Below are 23,174 nucleotides of genomic sequence, written 5' to 3' on the forward strand. Positions count from 1 at the left end.
CACGCCTCGGGGACTCAGGAACAGGCTCTGCCCGGGTATTTTGCACATCCTCTTATTTCTTCAAAGTTTCTTTGCGTAAAAATAGCTTTCCATTGCAGGGATGATAACCAGCAGGGGAACGAGTGCCAGCAGGGTTCCCAAACTTTTGCTGGAAAATGGGATAAAAAAAGTGATAATTCCGATGAGGATAATCGGCACAGACCATAAGATCATCCGCTTTGCACCATATTTGTTGATCTGATACCAGTTTCTCTCTGATTCGAATGACTTGGCAAACCGAAACCCGTAAAAGCGGTTCATCGGAATCATATCCTTCAACAGCGGAATGCTGATGCAGACAAACAGCACGCCGCAAAAAACATTTGCTATTCCTGAAATGATGTTCATAGGCTCCTTTCCCAAATTATGCGGTGAGACGCGTATCCTGGACCTATCTGTTTTTTTGAAAAGAAATGCCGGGCGCTGTCGGGTCCATCCTATTGACCAGCGGCCCTTGCGGGTACCGCGCACCCGGCACGTCTTTACTAAAAAAAAAGTTTCTGCCTTCAAAAAACGTTTTTTTTTACTGTATGGGAAATTATAAAATTCGATAAGAGGTACAAGGAAGTAAGATAAGAAAAGGAAGAAAGTTCCTTTTCTTTTTCTTACCTGATTTCTTTGTGGTTCTGTTTTTTTATAACTCGATAATCAAGTTTTTCCCGGATGACTGAAATTTACTGATAATTTTCACAGAGATTTTCCGGCCCGGCCGGGAAAGCAGGAATAACAGGCTTTTGTCGAAATCGGCTCATAAAAAATTAATCATCGAGTTACACAAAATCCCCGTAGCAAAAAAGAGGGGCATGTTTTAATCCTCAGGGACATAGACCACGCTTCCGTCCTCCAATTTATAGGCAATGCCGAGACGGTGCCCCCGTCCCTTGGCTTGTTCTTTGGAAACTTTCATGGCCTTGACCTTTTTCCCTTTTTTCGTGATAATCTCCATCTCTCCGTTAGCACTTTGCTTCATAATGGTCATATCTGTGTTCTGATCAAAGAGGTCCTGGAGATGATAGGCTGAAAAGAGTGTGAGAAGCAGCCCCACGATAAAAACCAGACCGATGTCAAAGAGATTGGCAATGCCAGTAAGGGGATCATTGTCCGTAAAGGCCTGCGCGCCAAAAGACTTTTTTCCTGTGCTGATTCTCCTTTTTTTAAAATACTTCATTACTCCCTTTCTCCGCCTGCCAGCAGTTCTGTTGCAAGTTCCATATGTTTGATGTCTTCTTCCACCCATCTTCTTTTGACGGTGTAGAAAAAGAAGGATAACATCCCCACTGCAAGCCCCACCACCGTGGTGGTAAAGGCGATGACCAGATCGGTCGAGAGCTTGGTCATATCCCCCTGTCCCAGCGCGGCCAGTCCCGTGCCCATGGGAATAAGGGTTCCGATCAGTCCGAGACCTGGCGCGAGTCTGACCATTATTCTCAGCATATCCATGGATTTCCACATCCTGAGCGTACTCTCCTGGAAAATATTTTCAACCTCCGGTTCTGTCATCTCGTTTTTGTTAGCCAACGCTTCAAGCGTCTGCGTATAATGTGCGACCCGATGAGAGAACATGCTCCGGTCTTTCCCCTGTCTGATAATATGGGGAAGCTGGACAGGTTCATATTTTGTGAATCGCAGTCTTTCGAGCCATTCAGCGAAAAAAGAACCTGAAAATATCATGATCCACAAGGTTGCGATCACAAGCAGAAACAAAACCGGGTAGAGAAGCGAAGATGCAATAAGGTAAATAAACGATTTCAATATCGCGCCGATATCCAATGTCCAGTCCTCCTGATTTTTCTGATCATAGACAAATATCCGAACAAAAAAGCGGATACTATGACCGTATAAAGTGAAAACGATTGTCCAACACTTATCAGTTCTTTGTTGGTATTATACTTTGCCAGCCGATAAATCTTATCAATATCCCCGAACTGAGGCATAATGAGTACGGCAAGAACAAAATAAACAGCAATGAAAATCATAAAACCGCCCAGCATGGATTCCGGATAGATCTCTGATTTGCCTCTCCAGAAACTCAGTATGAGCAGGGTGACGAGGCTTATCCCCATAAAGCCCTGGTATGCAAACAATACAGGCCAATGCCCCGAACTCGGAAAGAATGCCACGAGGAAGCCCGCACTGAAAAAAATTGTCATCATGCACACGGGGCACGGAACAGCCAGCATCAGCCATGCGTGACTCCCGTGTTCTCCGTGTTTTTTCTTACTTGTTAAAAGAAAGATACCCCATATGAACAGGAGACCTGCCATGAGAACATGAATAAATATTCCCGATTGTAAGACTGTCTGAAGCGTATCAAAATATTCAATGATATGCGTGGTGCGAAGAATGTAAGAGGATATCATAAATATCAGAAAATAACTTATGCCAAAGACAGACAAAAAAACGAGCCTGATTCCCATGGGTTTTTTCTGACTCACAAAATAGTGAAGCCCTACGCCGCTTTTCAACGCAAAAAGACCGATGGAAAACGCCAGACCCAGAATCAACGCTTTAAGTTCCATAATCCGATTCCTTAGTTTCCTTATTTTTGTTTTACTGACTCAGGGCTGTACACAGGACAAAAAAGACAGGCGGCAAAGAAACCCGGCTTTTTTCCCCGGATGAGGCGGTTTCCCCTGTCGGAAAAAGCCGGGTTTCTCCGGCACTTATCTTTTTTGTCCTGTACACAGGATTCAGGGGAAAAACACCCTGTTGTCTTATTTAGCAAATTTTTACGGCAAAAAAAATCCCCGGAATTCGAAATGATTCGAATCCGGGGATATCCCTTTTTTTATCCTCATGATCCAAGAGCCGCCTCTGCCAGTAAAGGCTGGTTCTCTTTCCGTCCGGGCAGGTCTTCTGACTCTCGGATCATCCTAATGATCGCGCCTTCCCATCCGTCTGACTGACGAACAGTGGCATTTTGCGGCCTTAGTTCCCGATCACAGCGGCGGGTCCGTTCCCGATTCTCACGGGATTCCCTATTAAGCGAACTACGCACCCGAACGGCGTTTCATTTGAAATCAGCAGATTGAAAAACAACTGTTATGCTCGGTTCGGATTGAAAAATTCGAACCGGCCCCGCAAAATTGCCAATTCAACCGAATGCCAGTCTGCTGAAAACAGGTAATTAATCTGTATATTAAAACGAAACGTAAAAGTCAATATTTTTTTCTCTTATTACGGGCGCTGTCTCTTTTAGCGCGCATAAAAGCATAAGATGCGCAGTCATAGCGGACAGATGAAGCAGGAATCAGACGATGACCGGCTGCCCCGTTTGTCTGAGAGCTTCCAAAGCAGCATCGGAAATCCCTCTGATTTCGATCTTTTACTGTTTGCCGCGGAAGATCTGCCGAAAGAAGAATGTGAATATTTTGCTGCAATTCTGACAAACGCATTGGTTTCTTAAATAATCGGAAAATCAGAACACATCACCCGGGGCTGCTCGTGCCAAGATAAATCCGGATCAATGGGAACGGGCGTAAGTCTGTGAAATTTGATTTTGACTTTATTGCTGAACAGGGCTATAGTATTCACATGCCATTTTGAAGATCGGATAGATAATATCATAATGTTAAGATGATGGGAGGGTGATATGATGAAAGCAATTCTTGAAAAGCTGGACGTGCCGGATGAGCAACAGGGCGCGGGCACTGGTTCCTGGCTGAAATGTGCCGGGAAGATCATGGAATCCTTTTCCCCCATTGACGGCCGGGTCATTGGGAAAATTCGCTGCGCGGGGAAAGGCGATTATGAGGAGGTCGTAACCCGCTCTGTCAGAGCCTTTGAAGAATGGCGAATGGTTCCCGCGCCAAAACGGGGCGAGATTGTCCGTCAGATCGGCGAAGCCATGCGAAAGCACAAAGAAGACCTCGGCGCGCTGGTGAGCCTTGAGGTGGGAAAGATTCGTGCGGAAGGGGAAGGCGAAGTTCAGGAGATGATTGATATTACAGATTTTGCTCTGGGTCAGTCCCGGATGCTTTATGGTCTGACCATGCACAGCGAGCGCCCTGAACACCGCATGTATGAGCAATGGCATCCTCTCGGGCCTGTGGGGGTGATCACCGCTTTCAATTTTCCTGTGGCTGTATGGTCCTGGAACGCGATGATTTCCCTGGTTGCCGGTGACACGGTGATTTGGAAACCTTCTTCCAAAGCCCCGCTCACAGCCATTGCCATCATGAAAATCGCATGGCGTGTGCTGCAAAAAAACGGACTTCCCGAAGGTGTCCTCAGCCTGGTGATCGGGGACCGGAAAGAAATCGGAGAAACATTTATCAAAGATCAGCGGATTCCGCTTATTTCAGCCACGGGGAGTGTCCCCATGGGGCGGCATATCAGTGAGGTGGTCGCGGGCCGTCTGGGAAAAACCATTCTGGAGCTTGGCGGAAACAATGCCATTATCGTCGCGCCCAGTGCGGAACTTAATTTGGCTGTCCGGGGCATTGTTTTCGGGGCTGTGGGAACCGCGGGTCAGCGATGCACCACCACACGGCGCATCATTGTTCATAAGGATATTTTCGGAACCCTTGCCGAGCGTCTTGTCAAGGCATACAAACAGGTTCCCATTGGAAATCCGCTTGAAAAAAATATTCTCATGGGTCCGCTGATTGACCGGGCTGCTGTGGATGCCATGCAAAAGGCACTGGAGGAGATCAGAAACCAGGGCGGTAAGATTCTCTGCGGAGGAGAGGTTCTTTCAGGCGATGTTTTTGACGCGGGAACTTATGTCACGCCCTGTATCTGCGAGATCGGACCGGATGCTCCTATTGTAAAGGAAGAAACATTTGCCCCGATTCTTTATATGATTCGGTATGACACGCTGGAAAAAGCCATTGCATATCAGAATGATGTTCCCCAGGGGCTTTCTTCTGCAATCCTGACCAGAGACCTTCCGGAGGCGGAAACATTTCTGAGCCACCGGGGCAGTGACTGCGGTATCGCAAACGTCAATATCGGAACCTCGGGGGCGGAGATCGGCGGAGCATTTGGCGGAGAAAAAGAAACCGGCGGAGGGCGGGAATCCGGCTCTGACGCATGGAAGGCTTATATGCGCCGTCAGACCTGCACCATTAACTGGTCCAAAGAGCTTCCGCTGGCACAGGGAATTCGTTTTGATGTGGACTGACAAAAACAGGGAGTGTCAAACTTACGTTTAGCTGCTTTAGCTAAAATGTAAATATCTAACCATAAGTTTTTTATAAAAAGTTGCAGCAGGGGAAGAAACCCGGTTTTTTCCTGCGAAGAAGAGGATCATCCCGGGGAAAAAACCCGGGTTTCTTTTCCGGATAGATATCAGAAAACTTATGGCGTGGTACTTATTATTCCGCTGCTGCTGCTCGCAGGGCATAAACAGCTTCTGCCAGACTCACATGGCTGTTGTCGTCAATATCTGCTTCGCATAAGCTGTAATCCGAACGAAACATGGACGGATGCTCTCCGGCCAGTATTTGCAACGTCAGGATAGCATCTGTCAGATCCAGCAGATTGTCCGCATTGATATCGCCCTTCCGAACAGTTTTCAGCGTTGCGGAACCTGTATCCCAGTGACTATATTCACTGGCATCCGCTCCTGAGGTATTTATCGCCGCCCTCACCCGGTAGTAATATATCTCGCCTGGCGTGACCGATGTATCATCAAACATTGTAATGGATTGCCAGTCTGTGAGTGCTTCTGATTCCTCTGAATTCTTGTTTATGCCGCGATAAATTTTGTAATACGCCGCGCCCGGCACCGCACACCAGGTAATACAAACCTTGTCCTGATATGTGGCACCGTCCGTGGCTGAGACATTTTCCGGAGCCGGAGCTGGTATTTTCTCAAAACTTACGGAGATGACATGGTTTTCCCGAATATTGCTCAGGGTGTACTGATGATTTTCGATCTCCGCTTTTTTGTCCTCTCCGTTATCTGTAAACACAGCCACCCGGAATCCGGAATCCGGCATGAGTGTGAACGTCTGGGCGGACGCTTCATTCACCTGAAATGCTGTTCCCGGTTCTATGTTTCCGTTTTCGCCGGTCACTTCAGGCGTCAGCATGTATATGACGGGATCAGGAACGGAGATGCTTTCAAGCCGGGAGTAAAGGTCATCAGGGGTCTGAGTGCCGGTGGTCCGATCCAGATATGTCTCACTGTCATCCGGATCAATGCAGCATATCAGCGGCAGCATATAATTTCCCAGGCCCGAGGCATATGGATAATAGTCCGTAGTTGAATCCACATCACAGAACCAGAGGATAAAAGCATCAGAGAGCAGGTTATTAACCGGAGGAGATAAGGATTCGCAGACTGTATCGCGCATATATGTGGTATTGCCGCATATCTCGCGTCCCGCAAGAAGCAGAACTTTTTTATCCTCTGCCTGTGCTTTGGAAATCGCATCTGCTTTGGAGGTCAGCCAGATCAGTTCCTCTGACTCCGGAGTCTCCTCAAAAGCCACACAGATCACATGGTTTTCCCGAATGTTACTCAGACGGTACTCATTATTTGCCAGTTCCCCTTTTTTATTTTCTCCGTTATCTGTGAACACAGCCACCTGATAACCGGGATCCGGCCTGAGCGTAAATACCTGAGTCGAACCTTGCTTTGCTTTTAATTCGCTCCCCGGTTCTATGCTCCCGTTTCCGCCGGTTATCTGCGGTTCCAACGTGTAATATGTGGCAGAAGGACCTGAACCGTCATCAAGTTCCAAGAGTTCGGCAATAACATCTATGTCTGTATCCGCATCCGGACAACTGACAAACAATGTGTAACTGTTATCTCCGTCCTCATTATAGGAGAAAGACATTCCCCATTGTCCGGGATTTTCCTCCAGAGAATTTCCGATGAAACAGACATCTCTTTCAAATTGGTCTTCGATGGTCTGACACCCCGGATTCACCAGGTAATTTCCTTCTGAATCCAGAACCGATTTGAAACCATATCCCCAGATGCTGCACTCTCCGTCCAAAATCACCTTGTGCGTGTTAAAATCCTCCTGGCTGTCAAAAACACCATCTATGGTAAATTCCTTGCCAAAGGATATTTCTTCATTGACTGACAGTACCCTGAATGTTTTCTTTGCTCTTTCATCTCCTGATTTTGCCTTTACCTTGATTTCGCTGATTCCGCTGTCCAGGGGGGTAATTGTCAGTATATTTCCGTCCAGATTCACCGCGGCCGCATTCTCATCACTACTTACGGCCTTAAACGATATGTCATCTCCGTCTTCATCCAATGCGTCAATGCGTATTTTATGCGGCGATGAAATGATCAGGTCTTCAAAATCGTTGGTAATCACTGGCGGAATATCACGGGCTTCAATTTGTGAAATTTCATCGGCAGTTAATGTTTCAGTTGAAATTTCAGCCATATAATCCGCAGAATCCGCTTCATAAGTATAATGCCATCCGTCTTCATTCCTCAGAGAAATTTTGACTGCGTACTTCCCCGCAGGCAGGCTGAGGTTTATGGTATCATCCTGTGAGATAAGCAGTTCCCTGTCCGCATTATAAACCATAATATAAAAGCCCTGGTAATACCCTGATGATCCGGTGATTTGGGTGGAACCTTTAAGATAGACTTCATAGCTGTCCATGTCATACTGATCATTAAACCTTCCTGAAATGGAGAAATTTTCAATCGTGTCTGTATCTTCCAAATTGACATAGCAATTATTTTTTTCAGGACTGCATGGCCTGATATTGTATATCATGTTCAAATTCGGAGGAAACGTATGGGAGTTGGTCACAACAGTATCGTTGAGATAGTAATACTCATCACCACTTCCTCCCCAGCCCATGTTGATGTGAATTTTTTTACCGGTCGGATCCGATGCATACCCATCAGCGACCGTGACATGACAACCAACAAAACTTAACAGAACCGGTCTTTCATCATCTATCTCACTTCTGAGGGTTTCAAAAAACTGATCTTCATCATCATTGGTCATTTCGTCTATGCCTGTGGCATATCCGAAATTTTCTGTCAGCGCCCGGATATCAGTCGAAGCTGAGGAGCCGTTAAGCCCGTAATCCGCGTGATTGACTATGCTCAGGTCTCTCATGAGCAAGGCAATTTCATCCTGTATATATTCAGGGGTGCTGGTATTTATGGAATCCGGCATAATATCCCAGTTATACGTTTTATATAATATGGCTTTGAACACCTGACCATTCCAGTGATGCGTGACAACGCCATTGGCTTTCCGAGGATGATTGTAATACTTCATTATCTGTGCCTGGGCTGCCTGAGCGCAACCTGCCCAGACATGCTCATTGTTAATTTTTGGCAGTTTTTTGTTATAAGGATATCCCTGATTCCAGGTTGTTTTTAACAAAAAAGTATCGGGTTTATATCTGTAAGAACGCTTTTTATCTGTATAAGAAAGAAGAAAATCCCACCGGGAAGAATTTTCGGTTCTGATCTTATCCCTCTTGTCAGTTTTTATCTGTCGCAGGGCGCTGAGTTCATTTATCAGAACTTCCTGATACCATTTGGGAAGCGCATCAAAATCGCTGTTTAAGGAATATGCTTTTACAGGCGGCAGATATCTTGTCGCCGGAACCAGAATATATCCGCCCTGATTCAGTGTTATCAAATGGCCGATAAGCGCGTTGCCATTCCTCATTGCTTTGATGGATACGATTTTTTTATCGCTGTTCAGATAACGTAAAAAATTTTCAGCAACTTCTTTGTAATCACTGTCAGACTCCGGCTCAACACTATAAGAAACATCGCTTTTGATTGTTTCCGCCCTGCTTCCGCAGGTAAAGGTCAGGCTCACTAAAATCAATAAAAACAGACATAAAAAAAAGATGGCAAATGCGCCGTTTTCTATTTTGCAGAAACGTCTTGTTTGTTTGGAATTCATTGTTCAGCCTCCTTAGTAAAAAAATGTTCCATTGTTTGAAGCACGGATTAGCGAGGATGACACGGATTTCACTGATTGAAAAACTCCGTGTCATCCGTGTCATCTGTGAAAATCAGTGGTTCAAACCTCCTGAACCACGGATTGACGCAGATGAAACGGATTGCACAGATTGAAAAAACTCCGTGTCATCCGTGTTATCCGTGAAAATCTGTGGTTCAAGCCTTCTGAACCACAGATTAGCGCTGATGACACGGATTTCACGGATTGAAAAAACTCCGTGTCATCCGTTTCATCTGTGAAAATCAGTGGTTCAAACGTTCTGAACCACGGATTACCGAGGATGACACGGATTCCACTGATTGAAAACCCCGTGTCATCCATGTCATCCGTGAAAATCTGTGGTTCAGATATTATAACCGGTAATCAACTGCCGGTCAATCAGTTAGTATTATTTGCTGTTCACCACCGGCATGATGTCGAGAATGGTGATGCAGCCGTCATCATCCAGATCGTAGAACGGATCATATCCCTCATCGCCGTCGCATACATTCCAAAGCAGGGAGACCGCCTCAATGTCAGCGTCATCAATCACGCTGTTTCCATCAAAATCATAAGGCCCTGCCGGAGATTCTTCAGCCTGTCCCACATCAATTTCGATGCCGTCGCCGTCATCATACACTGCCATATCAGTAACAAGGGTCTCATGCGCTCCAAGAGTTACCGCTCCCCTATCTTCGGACAGAATTTCATCTTCTCCCACATGCTCCCTCACGGTCAGCAGACCATTTTCATCTTCCGTACTCCGGATCACAAAACGGTAATCGCCTGCTTTCAGATCGAGCAGAGAAATGTGTTGTTGGCCGTTGCTTCCGAATTCGGCAACTGCGGCCGGAATATAACATCCTTGTTTGCTGCATTCTCTTTCAAGGGAATCATACACAGCCAGATCTGCCTTAGCATCAAGGGTCAGAGAAACCCAGCGATCTTCTGGCTGTGCAGAGGGAGACTCGATGTGTTCAATGAGGAGCTTGCCCAGGACTGTCTCTGTTCTCCAATCGAACCAGTCCTTACTGTCCCGCTTTTTCCTGGCATTTCTGTCCGGATTCACGAGAGAGTTCAGTCCCGGAATCCCTTCTGCTGTCACGCCAGTTATCCGGATGATAAAATCATTATAATCTCCGTCACTCTGAAGATCGTCCAGATCAATATCTTCATACACAAACGCGTTTCCAAGTCCATTGACATCCGCGAGCTGGCCGATGTGCATTCCATGATCGGAATTCTTTGATATCAGGGAGAACAAGGGGCGTTTTTCAGGATTATCAGTTTCCGTATTATCATAAAATTTCTGCAATGTGCTGTTGGGTATCAGCAGGGTTGCAAAACGGTCTCCGGGAATCATATTGAAGCGTTTCACTCCTTTATAACGCCCGCCGTTCCGATCATATCTCTCTCCGAGAAAGCCTCTGTATCGTGCGCCCTCTTTTCTGTCCGAGATGACCACATATCCCTCCTGTCGGGTATTTGACAAGGCCCGCCTTACCGCTTCCTTCTGAAATGCCTTTGGTGCCAGATACTCCATTCCTGAAAGACTGAAGATGCCGAGTTCGCCCTGATATTCACCGCCGTCATACAACCAGTCTATGACAACAACGCCGTTCTCTCCTGCCGTGAACACGCCGCCTTCAAATTTCGGCATCATCGGAAGCGAGCTTGGCACAAAATTATCAAAAGCCATGTCAAGGTATTCCGAGGTCGAACCGACAAACGAAATTCGGATCGCATAAATGTCAGCAGTTTCATGCTCAAAAGACCAGGTATAAGGCTTTCCATCCAACTTCAGGTCTTCTCCCACAGGTGTGCGTACCGAATCAATCACGTCCTCTTTTCCTGAAGCGTATTCCATACCCATCGCTTCAATCCGCCATTGTTCGGTGTTATCGCCATGCCTGTCAATATCCCAGATTTGCGCACTCACCGCGGCCACAGGAGTGTCATAACTAATGATGAGATCAGCACTGATTCCGCCCATGGTCAGAAAGAAATCTCCGAGCTGAGATTCATAACCCTGAGCAGCGATATCATTCTCATTCAGAGAGTCATTAAAAAAACCCCGTCCCAAGTCATCGCTGCCTGCTTTCTCAAGTATTGGAAGCGCATCGTCATCCGGAAATCCGTCTTTATCTGTATCCAGACGGAACGCAATGCCGTAAAGGGAGCGGAACTGATCGCCGATTTTCAGACCGTCCGAAGGGAGCATTTCCGGAAGAGATTCAAAGTCAATAAGATCAGATACTCCGGGATCAGCCCCGGCTTCATATTCCTCAATATTGGCATATCCGTCTTCATCCGGGTCTTCCCACGCATCATCAGTAAACGGGTCGAGTTCGTAAGCAATCTCCCATCCGTCTTTCATGCCGTCGCCGTCCGTGTCCGGGTTCATCGGATCGGTTTCGTATTTTGCCTCATCCGCATCTGACAGCCCGTCATTATCCGAATCTTTCAGTATATCCTCGGAAGCCTGGGAAGAGATGATCTTTATATTTGCCGTTCTCATAAGATCAGGATCACCGTGAGATGTCACCGTGAGCGTCAGGGACTCAGATGCTCCCACAGACGCGGGCAGCACGAGGTTCAGGGAGAGTTCTGTTTTACTGAGTGCCTTTAGTTTGAATGTCTGGTATGTATGAACATTCATTTCATAGCCTTTGGAATCGGTGACTTTCAAGGTGTATGTGTCTTCAATGGGGCTGTTATTGAGTACAAACAGATCAAAAAATACGATATCCTCTGTTGCCCCCTTGATCAGTTGTTTTGGAATTTTTATCAGAAAGTCAAAGAGAATTTTTGGCGGACAGACCTGAAGCTTCGGACTGGTGATGATATCGGAAAGCCTTACGCCCTCATCCAACAGGATTGTATCTGCAAAGATTTCCACATTTCTGCCCTGGAGAGCGCCTTTTGCCGCGCCCCGCAGATCAATGATGCTGTTTTTTCCAACGCCAATGGTGATCTTATTCTCTGCCACCATAGCGGCCTCACTCAGATTTCGCAGATCAAGGGTCCAGCTCTCGCCGCCATAAATCTTGATGTTGTCAGAATGCCACCTGGCCTCGCTTCCTGTCATGGCAATGGTCGGATCCCATGAGAACTTTCCTCCCTTTCCGCATCCCATAATGGTTCCGTTCTGAATGGTCACGGGTGCTGAAAAGATGATATTACCGCCTCTTCCCGGATGTGGCGAACAATGTCCGTAATTGGCATCGCCACCGCCGCCGGTGGCTACGCGACCGGTCCCTGTGTTGATCAGCAGGGAATCCGCGAGAAGAATCGTGTTGCCGCCGTTCCCGCTGTATGATCCGCCGCATGTGGAGCCTGGCCCGTGCGGTGTGAGTGAGTGTCCCCCGTTTCCGCCGTCACTTTCCGGAGAATCAGAATAACATTCCGGACCGATAATTCCCTTATTGGTGATGGTATCTCCGTATATTTCCACAGAACCGCCATCTCCGGCCCGGGCAATCCATCCGTAGTGGTCTCCGCCTCTGCCGCCCTGAATATCGCCATTTTGGTCATTATAAAAGGTCTCCTTACCTGTTAATATGACGTTTCTCCCGGGCGAACCATCAGCACCGTCGCCGCCCCAAACCTTTCCCTGGTTATAAATAAAATCCTCTCCTGTTATCTTTATATCCGCGTCCTGCGTGCTTGTCAGGGTTCCGGAGTTACACAGACCTTTTATTCTGATTTCAGCGGATGAAGTTATCATGATGGTATCATTCGGGCTGATTTCAACAATATCATTCCATTTTGGAACCCTTTTCGGAATCCATGTCTCGGAATTGTTCCAATCTCCGCTTCCGTTTGAGCGGATCGTTGGGGTATCACAGTTCACCCCGGGGATTTGAACCGCCTGGTAATTCTGATTATCAATATTTTCTGTGACATCGGTGTATGTGCAGTCTGAAGGCACAAAAGTGTAACCCGTCAGCCTGGGTTTCAATATTCCTGACCATCCGGCTTCCACTTCAATGCTGAGAAAACCGCTGGCATCTGTTGTTACCGGACCGTCAGGCCCTTCAAATGTAACGCCTTCCACTGCTGTGCCGTCCGAAGTTCGGATATGGCCTGAAATCGTGTGGGTAACAAGCGTTCCTGTGTAATCCTGGTCAGTTTGGTCAGTTGTTACATTGATATATATGCGGTTCGGAGGATTGAAATTATGAAGCGGAATTTTCGGCGTTGCTGTTCCTGACCAGCCCGAGCCCACAATGACACTGTAAAAGCCGTCGGAGTTTGTCTCAGGATTGCCGGGTAATCCATCCAGAACAACGCCTTTCATGCCTGTTCCGTCTGAATGACGAATGTGGCCAGAGATGACAAGTTTGTTATCCTGAGCTTGCGCCATGTCCGCGGTGAAAACCCCGCTGGCCAGAATAATAGCCCAGAATACAATTATCGTAATTTTGAAAAATCTCATTTCTTCCTCCTTTCAGTCTGGTAATTTTTAGATATCGTGGGTAAGACAGAGAGAATCGCTGAACTTTTTATATGAGTCGCTCTCATATATACATTGATCTGCGATTCAATTTTCCCTTTGAACTTATTATATGCTGAGGAATTTTTTTTCTTATATTTTTTTTAAAGTACTAATGATAAGGGATTTGGGGGAGGGATCAATATGCTGAAATTATTATGTCACAGAATGCCGTTGTCTCGGAATGTCATTCCGGGGAAAACTGAAGCGATGTGCGGCTAATGCCACGAAGGCACAAAGGCACGAAGTTTCACGAAGATTCTCCGTGTCTCAGCGGCATTGTCTTTCCGGTTAAAAAAAAGTCGCATACGGTCCGGCATCTGAAAATAAGTACCTAACCATAAGTTTTTAATATCTGACCGGGGGAGAAACCCCATATGCATCAGGCTAAGAATGAGGGACGGCTGCCGGACGGGGTTTGCAACCCCGTCCGAAACGTTTGCGGGCGGCGATCCGGAAAATATTCCGGACGGGGTTGCAAACCCCGTCCGGCAAAAAAGCCGGGTTTCTTTGCCGTTTGTAGGAAAAGATATATAAAAACGTTTGCTCAGGTACTTACCTGAGAACTTATGATCAGGTACTTAATAAAAATAGCCCGACAATGAATTGCCGGGCTTTTCATATATGTCAGTTGCTGCCGGACGGGGTTTGCAACCCCGTCCGAAACGTTTGCGGGCGGCGATCCGGAAAATATTCCGGACGGGGTTGCAAACCCCGTCCGGCAAAAAAGCCGGGTTTCTTTGCCGTTTGTAGGAAAAGATATATAAAAACGTTTGCTCAGGTACTTACCTGAGAACTTATGATCAGGTACTTAATAAAAATAGCCCGACAATGAATTGCCGGGCTTTTCATATATGTCAGTTCCCTTATCATGGGACGTTGGTGCGATTCTGTTTATTCCGCGATCAGCTTCTTTCCTGATACCAGATCAATGCCGAGATATGCGGCCAGATTGTGGATGCTGGGGGCCACCATTGCCGCACAGTCCTGAACGATCCGCACTTGTTCTTTTCTGGTGAGGATGCGGCCCGATTCTTGCATTTTCTGGGTCGCGGCGACTTCGTACAGGGAAATGCCCTGCAAGGCCAACTGGCTCAGATAATCACGCATCTTGCGGGCCTGGGCTTTGGTCAGGCCGAGATATCTGACGATTTCGGATTTTACCATGTCGAACATCTCTTTGTATCCCGAGTTGGTCGCACCTGCGAAGTCGGGGCGGGTGTTGCAGGTGTCTGCCATGGTGTTGCTGAAAATGAGACGATTGCCAACGCCTTTCAGTCGTGTGTTGATCCATTCATCGCTGCACCTTTTTTTGCGGTATCCGGAAACAGCGTCTTCCATTGCCCCTGCCGGATTTTCCAGATTCAGTTCTCCGCGCAGCTTTTTCCGTGCGCCGTCCTTGTTGGTCCGCAGGTTGTCCACGAACACGCCGGCTTTGGCGAGGTACTCCTTGATCTCACGGAGGGCATGGCGGGTTTTGGTGACGCGAAGGTTTTGGGCAATCAGATAGAGACCGTGGTCATCAGTGTGATCTTTCTGATATACACGCTTGTTTGGCGCGGCGTGAGGCAACTGTCCGATTGAAACGGACAGTCTGGATTTCAAATCACCCCACAGTTTCTGGGATTTACGAGCATCACAAGAAACAATGCCGACAATCCAATCCTCAATGGCATAAAAATGCCTGGTTATAAAGGATTTTGGGGAGGCCCGGGTTTTTTTCTGCGTCGGGCAATATGACAGCGGATCGGAGGATGAAACGGATGTCCCGGCCGGTCCCGGCACGGAATATCCGGTAAATCCTTAAATCCGATGTCATATTCCCGGACCTCCCCAAAATCCGTTACAATCAGAAAAATGTTCCCCCATTTGCTGGCAACGATCAGCGGCAGAGGAGCGTTTTCCGATGATTTTGATACGATTTTCCGGTTTGGCATGACAAAATCCTTTCTGCTTTATATGAAAGTGTTAAGTGTTAGGAAAAATTGCGAAACTTTCATAATTAGTTGCGAGCGGCAGATCATGGCCGTTTATAAGATTATCTGCTGTTAGGAAGGAGTGTGGGGCAGGCCAGCAGCAGAAACTGGCTTTTCAGGGGTACCTCCCTATCCCCACAGTCAAAATCGCTTATCAGAAAAGGGCTGAAGGGTCAAGCAAAAGCGGAGGGTTTGGGCAATCAGGCAGAGGCCGTGGTCGTTGGTATGGGGTTTTTGGTAAATGCGCCCATCCGCTATGGGATAAGACAGGTGTGTCGTTTTCAAAACGACACTTCTTTTTTGCAGATTGTCCTATGCAATCTGAGCCTTTCTGACGATAGAGGCCGTGGTCGTTGGTATGGGGTTTTTGATAAGTTTTGCCATCAGGTCCGATATAGGATTGAGATGTCGTTTTCAAAATGACATCTCTTTTTTGCAGATTGTCCCATGCAATCTGAGCGTTACGGACAGCAGAAGGTTTGCAGGCCCCCGCCAAGCCCCGTGGGGGCGGCATATTTGTATCAAATCATGTTGCGAATATGTCGCCCCTACGGGGCTTGGCCGGCCCGGCATAATGAATGCTACAAACATATCGCCCCTACGGGGCTTGGCGGGAGCTTGCAAACTTGTCGCTACTATCAGAAAGGGGCTATGGTGTTAAGCGGAAAGGTGTGAACCGCAGATTTGGCAGATTATGACTCGCGTTCATCCGCGGTTCAGGTTGCATGGCCGGCAGGAGGTCGCCGGCCAATGGGTTCATATTACTTGCTGTTCGCCACCGGCATAATGTCGAGAATGGTGATGCAGCCGTCATCATCCAGATCGAGGAACGGAACATAACCTTCGTCGCCCTCGCAGATATTCCAGACAGAGGAGACTTTCTCAATGTCACTGTCGTCAATCACGCCGTCGCCGTTGAAATCATAAGGTCCGGCTTCGGATTCTCCGGCTTCAGTCACGTCAATGTCCAGGCCATCGCGGGATGACGCCACCTCAACATCGGAGATAAGCACCTGATGTGCTTCAATGTCAAGGCTCATTGTCTCTTCCGAAAGAACTTCATCTTCTCCCTGATGTTTCCTTACGGTCAGAATGCCGCTTTCATCCTCCTCGCCACGGATAACCAGGCGATAGCCACCTTCCTCCAACGCTGGCAGAGAGACAAAACGGTATCCGTCAATGTCCTCTCCGAATGTCGCACCCGGAATATGGCCGCCGGTCTCGCCGATCACTCTGCCTTCGGGATCATATGCCAGCAATGCCGCGTCGGTGTTTATGTCGGCGGAAAGCCACAGGGTTTCGGGATCAGTAATCTGAGCATCTAAGTGTTCCATGATCACGCCGCCCAGTTCTGTTTCCGCTCTCCAGTCAAACCAGCCGCTCCTGTCACGTTTTGCCCTGCTGCGTCTGCTTGCGCCTGTCAGAGAATCGAGTGAGGGAACATCGTCAATTGCGGCACCGGTGATCTGAATGATCAGATCATTGTAATCTTTGTCACTGTCGTTCGCACTTATGTCCTCGTAAGAGAATGCTGTTCCCATGCCGTTGACATCGGCAATCTGGCCCAGATACATGCCGTGAACCGGATTGGATGATACCAGTGAGAACAGGGGACGCAGGTAAGTGTTTGTTGTTCCGGGATTGTCCGCGAGCGCACCGAATGTGCCGTTGGGAACCAGGATGGTGGCGAAATCGTCACCGGGCTTCATATCAAAGCTTTTTACGCCTTTGTATTCGCCGCTGTTCCAGTTTCTCGCCTCTCCGAGAGAACCGCTGAAGCGTGCGCCTTCGCTCGGATCGGACAGCACGAGATGCCCTTCCTCGCTGTCTGACAGCACCCGTCTCACTGCTTCGGCAATGAATGCCTCGGAACCGGGTTCCAAGTCTTCCATGTCCCTGAGACTGAAAATGCCGAGTTCGCCTTTGTATGCGCCGCCGTCGTAGAGCCAGTCAATTTGGACAACACTGTCCGGGCCTACAGTGAAAACACCGGCTTCAAAAGGCGATTCAGGTTTGGAATCAGCATCAGTCGGATCAGTATCCGCTTTGTATTCCTCAAGATTGGAATAGCCATCTCCGTCCCCATCTTCCGAAGCATCATCAGCAAGCGGATTCAGATCATGTCCAAGTTCCCATACATCCGGCATTCCGTCGTTGTCGTCATCCGTATCCGCATTGTTTCCTGTTCCATCGTCGTCCGTATCAACCTGCTCATTGGGATCATTGGGAAAAGCGTCCGCATTATCACCTACGCCGTCCTTGTCCGAATCTGCCCATTCACTGGCATCATTGGGGAAAGCGTCTGAGCCGTCTTTCACGCCGTCGCCGTCCGTATCAACCGGAGCAGGGGCCGGATCATCAGGGTCTGTCGGGTCTGTGTTCTGCTCATATTCCTTCAGATTTGACAGGCCGTCATTGTCTTTGTCCTCGGAAGCGTCATCACCAAGGGGATTCAGTCCGTACTGAGCCTCCCACGCATCCGGCATTCCGTCATTGTCGTCATCCGTATCAGCATCATCATTCACGCCGTCTCCATCCGTATCAACCACTGTGCTTACGGAAACTGCGACATTACCATTTTCAACAGAAAATTCCGCAGGCTCAAAATCATAGCCGTCTTTGGCAGCGGTTACAGTATAATCACCGTTACGCAGGGCGATGATCTCCCAGAAACCTGTCTCATCTGTAATGGCCGTGACATCATCCAGTTTAACGGTAACGCCCGGAATGGAATTGCCATCACTATCTTTTATCACGCCCGAAGCCCTGTACAAATAATAGACCGTACAGTCCTCCGGAATATCAAACATAAAGCGATCCCGCTTTGCTCGTGAGCGTCTGCATTTTTTGGCTGCGTCCGAAACTTCATCTGCTGCTTTTTCCACACTTTCAGCCGCTGCTGCGACTTCTCCTGCATATCCTGCCACTGCTGTTGCCGTATCTCCGATGATGCCCGCATAGCAGGAGATCATCAGAAACAGCGGAGAGCCAAACACGGATCCGATAATTCCTGTGACAACCTGAACCGCCCTGAATACCTCAGAAACGAGATTCGCCACTTTTTCTACAAAGCTGAAAATCTTTCCGACAAAATCTGCTACGTCACTGATAAAATCAGCCACATCGCCAAAGAAGTCAAAGACATCACCCCAAATGCCCCGCTTCTCAATAACAAAGCAGTTTCCGTCCGCGTCCGTGGCAAAATAACTGCCGTCTTTATAAAACGTGACAACAATGCCGGGCTTGGATTCATCAGTAATTCTGTAAGTTTCATCCTGAGGATTATAGATGGCCGTCATAGCGGGGTGTTTCTCACTGGTCACGGTATAAGTGCCGTCCGCATTGATGACCGCCTCTTTTCCGGGGAAGGCCATGTTCGTGACTTTCTGAACACCGGCTGCATCCTTGACCAGTTTCATGCCCGGGAATTCCGCATCTGTCACCTCATAAACGCCTTCTTCCTTACCGCCGCTGATCACGGTTCCGGGATGTTCCGTATCCGTGGCAGTGTAAGAACCATCCTCATGAACCGTCATTTCTGTTGTGGGAGATTCGGGTGAGGTCACCTGATACCCGCCGTCGTCATTTGGCTCGACGACCACAACCTTTGCCGCCCCTGAGCCAGTAAGATTCTTGCCCACTGTGAATGTAAATGCGTTGCCGGAATCACCGTCAGAGGGCGTGGTCGTAATTGTGTATTTGCCATTGTCGCCGACAAAATTACCGTTTTCATCCTGTGCCAGCGTCATGTCAGTTTCCTGAGCGTCAGGATCGGCATTCGGCGTGATGGTCATTTTGTACTCGCCATGTCCTGTGACAACCACACTGTTATCTGATACCGAGTTCTCATCTTTGATAATAAACTGACTGGCTCTGTAACAGCCGCTGAATGAGGTAATCGGAACGCCGACAATTTCCTCAACACCCTCAGCCAAATCCTGAGCCGGTTTTGTATCCCATTCATAGACTTCGTTATAAACCAGGAAATTATCACCGCTTCTGTCTGTGACAGGAATACCTTCTGCTCCTTCAATCTCATGTACAGATTTTCCGTTCAGGATAATGCGCTCAATATCCGCGCCGGATTCGTTGTGAATCACCCATGTTGCAGGTTCGGCAGATGACAGCACGAGAACCATGGGATTTCCTGATTTGCGAAGAATATGCACATGACCTTCTGCTCTTGTGCTGTGGTCGTCAAGGAAAGTGGTTATGAGCTGGCTTACAGCAAAAATATGGACTTCGGGATTTCCAACCTTGTCCGCCATGTATGAGGACACATCCAAGCCGCTTGCGCAGTCATAAATAATGGCCTCGGGTTTTGAAGGCTGGGCAGGTTTTGAGTTTGCATCATTGGGCTTGGTGTTTGCCTGATATTCTGCAATATTTGTTGCGCCGTCATCATCCGAATCTTCCAGCGTGTCATCCGCAAGAGGATTCAGGCCATACAGAATTTCCCATTCATCCGGCATTGTATCGCCGTCATCATCTGTATCTGCATTGTTGCCTGTGCCGTCGCCGTCCGTGTCCGCCTGTTCACTCGGATCAAGGGGGAATGCATCCTGATCATCTGTCACAGTGTCATTATCATCATCCGTGTCTGCATTATTCCCTATACCGTCAGCGTCGGTGTCCACTTGTTCATTCGGATCCTTCGGAAACGCATCCTGATCATCTGTCACGGTGTCATTATCATCATCCGTGTCTGCGTTGTCACCAGTGCCGTCACCGTCAGTGTCCGTCTGCTCTGCCGGATCAAGAGGGAAAGCATCTGTTTCATCCGGAGTTCCGTCATTGTCATCGTCCGTGTCACATGCATCACCTGTTTCGTCATCATCAGAATTTGTCTGATCCGGATTTGCAACAGAGGGACAATTATCCGCATCGTCTGCCACGCCGTCACCGTCAGTGTCGGCAGGTTCTGATCCGTCAGGATAATCTTCAGGGTCATTCGGCATTGTGTCCGCCTGAAATTCCTGAAGATTGGAATATCCGTCCGCATCCTTGTCCTGATTCGCATCATTTACAGACGTATTCAGATCATACCAGTTTTCCCAGACATCCGGCATTCCGTCTTTGTCATTGTCTATGTCGGGATCACATACGTCACCAACTCCGTCACCATCAGAATCCGCCTGATCAGCGTTTGCGGTAAACGGGCAGTTGTCACTGCCGTCATTGATGCCGTCGCCGTCGCTGTCCGCCACGGTCGGATCGCTGCCGCTCTCATATTCCTGAATATTGGTAAATCCGTCAGCGTCTTTGTCATCCGCAGAATCGTCACTGAGCGGGTTCAGTTTATAATTCGCTTCCCACCAGTCATCCATTCCGTCGCCGTCAGTGTCAGCTTTTTCCGGATCGGTTCCGAGTTTGTCTTCCTCGAATTTGATCAGTCCGTCCTCATCCGCATCGGTTGTATCTTCTTCTGCAATAATGAGGTTGGTTGAAATCCGGATTTCCAATGTCCCGACAGTCTCAGGATGTTTTACAGAACGGGCCGTGATTGTGATCGTGTCCTCGACACCCTGCTCCGAAGGCAGCGTCACAGCCAGGGAGAACTTCTTTGTCTCAAGGGAGGCCAGAGACACAGAAGAATCCAATGCGCCCAATGTCCAGCTCTGAGTATCGGTTTTTGTGAGGGTGTAGCTGTCATCAACAGAACTGTGATTGACAACTGAAAATTCGATATTAACAGTTTCTCCGGCCTCTCCGTTCACCTGCTCGGAACCGGCCACAATCACTTCATAACGGATTTTGCCTTCCTCATGCGTCACTTCTCCTCCGGCTTCGATCAGACCGGAATTGACCAGTTCATTAACATCAGTAACTTCGCCGTCATTTGTGATGATCTTGTCAGCATAAATTTCTATATTGCCATCGGCCTGAATTGCTTTTGCCGTGAGTCCCCGCATGTCAAGCGTGCTTCCGGGGCCGAGTTCAATTGTGATGTTTCCGGGTGCGGAGATGCTGCCGTCTATAAGATCAGCAAGATAGACAATGGTATCTGCTCCGCCTGTGATGACGATATCATCTTCCGCGATAACTTCGGCATCCTCGCCAATGATTTCCAGGCTGCTCGGATCAAAGATAACATTTTTTCCTTTGACAGAGCCTCTGTTCATGGCGATCAGACCGGAAAACGTCGTGTTGCCGGTATCCCCTGCACGATGGTATCCGCCAGTGTACCAGCATTTTTTCCGGCTCCACCAATGTCGCCTTCTGCAATGGCGATCAGCGGAAGCATAAGCGCCTCCGCCGATTCCCGAAGTTATGGTAGCACCGCTATTATTTTTTGCTATTTTTTTTGCCATGATCATTGCAAAACCGCCATAGCCGCCATAAGCAGAACCACCATGACCACCGCGGCCGTATCCGCCATTACCTCCGATAATGCTGCCTTCGTTGGTAATGTTGTCCCCGGTGAGCATGATCGTGCCGCCCTGAGCGCCCTGAGCGTGATAGCTGCGATCTTCTGCTCCGTTACCCGCCAGAATTGTGCCGGAATTGTGAATATTCATTGCGGCCAGTGCGACATCAGAGCCTTTTTGCCTGCTGGATGCGCCATTTGCTCCTATGATTTCTCCTGAATTAAGGATGAAATCCGTGGCTGCTATTGTCAGATTGGAACCGGCCGTGCCCTGTAATTTTCCAAAATTACATAGCGTTTTTACAGAGAAAGAAGCAACGTCAACAGTAATGACATCCCCCGCGTTAATCTGCACTTCCTCATTTGAGGTCGGAACATGGCCTTTACTCCATGTATAAGGATTACTCCAATTCCCACCCCCCTCTTTTGACTGATTTTTTGTGGGGGAAGCGCTGCAATCCGTGTTTGAAGATGTGTTTGCTCTGAAATCAAAATCAATATTTTCATAGATGTCCTCAAAAAGCCCATTTGAAGGTGTGAATGTATAGCCAGGTTTTTTAGGCGTCAGAGTTACAGAAGCTTGATTTTCCACCTTGACCTTGTAAAATCCTCGCCAATCCGTTGTGCGGGTCGAATCTTTGGTTCCCGCATAAATATCTTCCACCTCGATTGTAACTCCGGGAACGCCGTTTCTGCTTCTGTCCTTCACATATCCTTGAATTGTAAGAAGTGGAAGGCTTGAAGTATAGTTCTGCTCCACGAAATCAGAGGCTACTTTTGTATAGGCGATTTGCGGAGGCATAAAACTGTATGTAATGCCGCCTCCTGAAAGATTCGGCGTAACCGTTCCTGACCAGCCAGAAGGCACATTGGCCGTATAAGACCCGTTGTTGTCAGTCATCACATTCAGTCCGACCAGGGTTACTTTCTGAAGGCCATTGCCGTCCTTGTCTCTGATATACCCTGAGATTTTATACGTTTTGGTGTCGCTGTAATTCTGATTCGTCAGATCAGCTTGTATGTCCGTGTATCTCTTGCTTGGTGGAGAAAAGTCATATCCGAATAATATCGGTTCAATCGTTCCTGTCCAGCCTTTGGGCAGGCAGGTTTCATATTTTCCGTTCGCGTCCGTCTCAGGATTGCCGTCAAGCCCCCTGAGTTCGACACCTTCAATGCCTGTTCCTGCGCCGGTCGTGACCTTGCCAGACATTTCCACATAACCTGCGGGGCAGTCCAAAGCACAGGCAGGACTTGCAAATCCTGCGCCCATAACCAAAGCCATGACATAGAGGCAAACTGCCAATATGCTCCAACTGCCAAAGCTGAAAAAACTTTTCCTGGTGTTCATTTTTCTGTTCCTTTCTTGAAAAAAACTTCATCTGACTTAATGAAAAGATAAAAACTTT

Annotated in this window: 12 protein-coding genes and 1 riboswitch; of the genes, 3 read left to right on the forward strand and 9 right to left on the reverse strand. The window is 48.1% G+C overall.

Features of this window, described 5'->3' with window-relative positions:
- Positions 1–60 precede the first annotated feature (60 nt).
- From dnm_RS20995 to dnm_RS21010, 4 genes are all read right to left on the reverse strand, one after another.
- On the reverse strand, positions 61–387 hold the full coding sequence (locus tag dnm_RS20995) for an SdpI family protein (RefSeq protein WP_207678855.1): 327 nt from the start codon (positions 385–387) through the stop codon (positions 61–63).
- A 460-nt stretch (positions 388–847) separates the two neighbouring features.
- A complete protein-coding gene (locus dnm_RS21000) occupies positions 848–1,207 on the reverse strand; it encodes a DUF2149 domain-containing protein (RefSeq protein ID WP_207678856.1) in 360 nt (119 codons plus the stop codon).
- The gene (locus dnm_RS21005) at positions 1,207–1,809 is read right to left on the reverse strand and encodes a MotA/TolQ/ExbB proton channel family protein (protein WP_207678857.1); all 603 of its coding nucleotides are present in this window, start codon (positions 1,807–1,809) and stop codon (positions 1,207–1,209) included. The genes dnm_RS21000 and dnm_RS21005 overlap by 1 nt, the downstream gene beginning before the upstream one ends.
- A complete protein-coding gene (locus dnm_RS21010; RefSeq protein WP_207678858.1) occupies positions 1,788–2,558 on the reverse strand; it encodes a DUF2162 domain-containing protein in 771 nt (256 codons plus the stop codon). Before dnm_RS21010 ends, dnm_RS21005 begins: the two co-directional genes overlap by 22 nt.
- A gap of 310 nt (positions 2,559–2,868) precedes the next feature.
- Positions 2,869–3,056: riboswitch (cobalamin riboswitch) on the reverse strand.
- A gap of 221 nt (positions 3,057–3,277) precedes the next feature.
- Here dnm_RS21010 and dnm_RS21015 point away from each other — a divergent pair.
- Together dnm_RS21015 and amaB are read left to right on the forward strand one after the other, a co-directional pair.
- The gene (locus tag dnm_RS21015) at positions 3,278–3,445 is read left to right on the forward strand and encodes a hypothetical protein (RefSeq protein WP_207678859.1); all 168 of its coding nucleotides are present in this window, start codon (positions 3,278–3,280) and stop codon (positions 3,443–3,445) included.
- 186 nt (positions 3,446–3,631) lie between these two features.
- A complete protein-coding gene (gene amaB / locus dnm_RS21020) occupies positions 3,632–5,164 on the forward strand; it encodes an L-piperidine-6-carboxylate dehydrogenase (RefSeq protein ID WP_276571816.1) in 1,533 nt (510 codons plus the stop codon).
- A 193-nt stretch (positions 5,165–5,357) separates the two neighbouring features.
- Here the strand turns inward: amaB and dnm_RS21025 are convergent, their stop codons facing one another.
- The 4 genes from dnm_RS21025 to dnm_RS21040 form a co-directional block, all read right to left on the reverse strand.
- On the reverse strand, positions 5,358–8,891 hold the full coding sequence (locus dnm_RS21025) for a C10 family peptidase (RefSeq protein ID WP_207678860.1): 3,534 nt from the start codon (positions 8,889–8,891) through the stop codon (positions 5,358–5,360).
- A gap of 448 nt (positions 8,892–9,339) precedes the next feature.
- Entirely contained in the window at positions 9,340–13,368 is a 4,029-nt protein-coding gene (locus dnm_RS21030; protein ID WP_207678861.1) for a DUF4114 domain-containing protein, read from the reverse strand.
- Positions 13,369–14,319: 951 nt separating this feature from the next.
- A complete protein-coding gene (locus dnm_RS21035) occupies positions 14,320–15,030 on the reverse strand; it encodes a hypothetical protein (RefSeq protein WP_207678862.1) in 711 nt (236 codons plus the stop codon).
- A gap of 83 nt (positions 15,031–15,113) precedes the next feature.
- On the reverse strand, positions 15,114–15,362 hold the full coding sequence (locus dnm_RS21040; protein ID WP_207678863.1) for a hypothetical protein: 249 nt from the start codon (positions 15,360–15,362) through the stop codon (positions 15,114–15,116).
- Positions 15,363–15,848: 486 nt separating this feature from the next.
- Between dnm_RS21040 and dnm_RS21045 the strand changes: the two genes are divergently transcribed.
- Complete coding sequence (locus dnm_RS21045) at positions 15,849–16,076, forward strand: hypothetical protein (protein WP_207678864.1); 228 nt, start codon at positions 15,849–15,851, stop codon at positions 16,074–16,076.
- Positions 16,077–16,162: 86 nt separating this feature from the next.
- On the opposite strand, the gene dnm_RS31855 is transcribed toward dnm_RS21045, so the two are convergent.
- The gene (locus dnm_RS31855) at positions 16,163–23,116 is read right to left on the reverse strand and encodes a DUF4114 domain-containing protein (protein ID WP_207678865.1); all 6,954 of its coding nucleotides are present in this window, start codon (positions 23,114–23,116) and stop codon (positions 16,163–16,165) included.
- Between the last annotated feature and the right edge of the window lie 58 nt (positions 23,117–23,174).

Origin of the sequence: Desulfonema magnum, from assembly GCF_017377395.1 — a bacterium.
Classification (GTDB): domain Bacteria; phylum Desulfobacterota; class Desulfobacteria; order Desulfobacterales; family 4be13; genus Desulfonema_C; species Desulfonema_C magnum.